The organism is Acidisoma sp. 7E03 (assembly GCF_054665075.1).
The window spans coordinates 1-1,734 of the sequence record NZ_BAAFHE010000047.1 but is presented as its reverse complement, the minus strand read 5'-3'; the positions used below and the strand labels follow the sequence as shown (position 1 = coordinate 1,734).

Below are 1,734 nucleotides of genomic sequence, written 5' to 3'. Positions count from 1 at the left end.
TGGGTTCTTCCGCATAAAGCGTGCAGGCAGAGGTTGTACTGAGCTGTTCAATTTGGCACAGCATAGGGATTCGCACTGTTTTTGGATCTCGAAGCTGTGTCTCTATCTTCCCCTCTCCAAATCCCTCAAGGCTTAGCGCTGTGCCGAGTGACGGCCTGTCCGGACGGCATCGTGATTGAGGTTAAACCCCGCGCAGGATCCGCGCTTTGCCCGGACTGCGGCAATCCGTCGCACCACGTTCATAGCCATTATCGGCGCCGTCTCTCTGATCTGCCTTGGCAGGGCCGTCCGGCCGTCTTGGTTGTTTCGGTACGACGCTTTCGATGTTCGCACCGCGCGTGCGCGCGTCAAACATTTGCGGAGCCTCTCGAAGGGGCGGCGACCCGACGGGGCAGGCATACAAGCCGGCTTATCGACCTTCAGCGATATATCGCTTTTGCTCTCGGCGGCTCCGCAGGTGCGCGGATGGCAGAACGCATTTGCTGCCCGGTCAGCGCGGACACACTGGGCCGAAGAATTCTCAGCCTTGGCGCAACCACATGCGAACATCGCCCCCCACGCGTGCTGGGGGTCGATGACTGGGCTTGGCGCCGTGGACGCCGTTACGGCACCATCCTCGTCGATCTCGAGTTAAACAAAGTGGTCGATCTCCTGCCTGATCGGCAATCAGAGACACTGGCATGCTGGCTTCGCGCCAATCCGGGGGTCGAGATCGTTGCCCGGGATCGGGCTGGTGCTTATGCCGATGGTATACGCCACGGCGCCCCAAGCGCACTCCAGGTGTCAGATCGATGGCATATTCTGCGCAATCTTTCAGATGCATTTCTCGCCCTGATTGATCGCCATAGTGCCGCTGCTAAGCGAATTGCGGCGGAACTTTACACGCGTCCTCGACCTGATGACATCTTGCGGCCTGGTACCAGGCGAGTGGGTCGACCGCGAACCCTCTCTCAGCCGGCACCACAAGCCGCCACGATCCGCAGGGACGAGATCTTTGAGGAGGTTAAAGCCCTCAAGGCTCACAGCGTTTCACATCAGGAGATCGGCCATCGCCTTGGAATGGGGCGAAAGACGGTTCGGCGTTGGCTGCAGAGAGGACATGCCCCGAACTGGACGCACGCGCAGAGATCCAGCATCGTCGATAGCTACGCTGAATATCTTGAAAGACGAACGGCCGAGGGATGCCGCAATGTCTCTCAGCTTTGGCGTGAGTTGGTGGCCCTTGGCTTTGATGGAAAGCGCAGCGTTGTCTATCAATGGTTCGAAAAGCCTCGTGCCATGGCACAAGAATATGCCGATGCATCTCGGGCATCTATGCCGCTGGGACGCAAGCTGGCGCGCCTGCTTCTGACGTCTCCCACGCGTCAATCCATCACGGAGCGTGAGTTCGTCGCCCGGCTCCTCACTGCGGAACCCTCTCTTGCGGCGGCTTCTCAGTGGGTCAAGTCTATGGACCTGCTTCTGCGCAAAAAGTCCAAGGCAAGCATCGACGGTCTGCTCGATATTGGCGTGGGAACATCGCTTACAAAATTCGCCACAAGCCTCCGGCGCGATCTCAGCGCAATCAAGAACGCGCTCGCGACACCTTGGACCACCTGCCCGGTTGAGGGGCAGATCAGCAGGCTTAAGATGATTAAGCGCACCATGTATGGACGAGCTGGATTCCAACTCCTCCGCGCCCGGATCCTTCACTCGCACTAGCCAGTCGATTTGCACGCTTTATGCGGAAGAGCC

Annotated in this window: 1 protein-coding gene; it reads left to right on the top strand. The window is 59.0% G+C overall.

What is annotated here, in order from left to right; all coding sequences use genetic code 11:
* Positions 1–96 precede the first annotated feature (96 nt).
* Positions 97–1,701, top strand: coding sequence for an ISL3 family transposase (locus ACYQ6W_RS22580; protein ID WP_459678538.1), 1,605 nt, complete (start codon positions 97–99; stop codon positions 1,699–1,701).
* Positions 1,702–1,734: the final 33 nt, after the last annotated feature.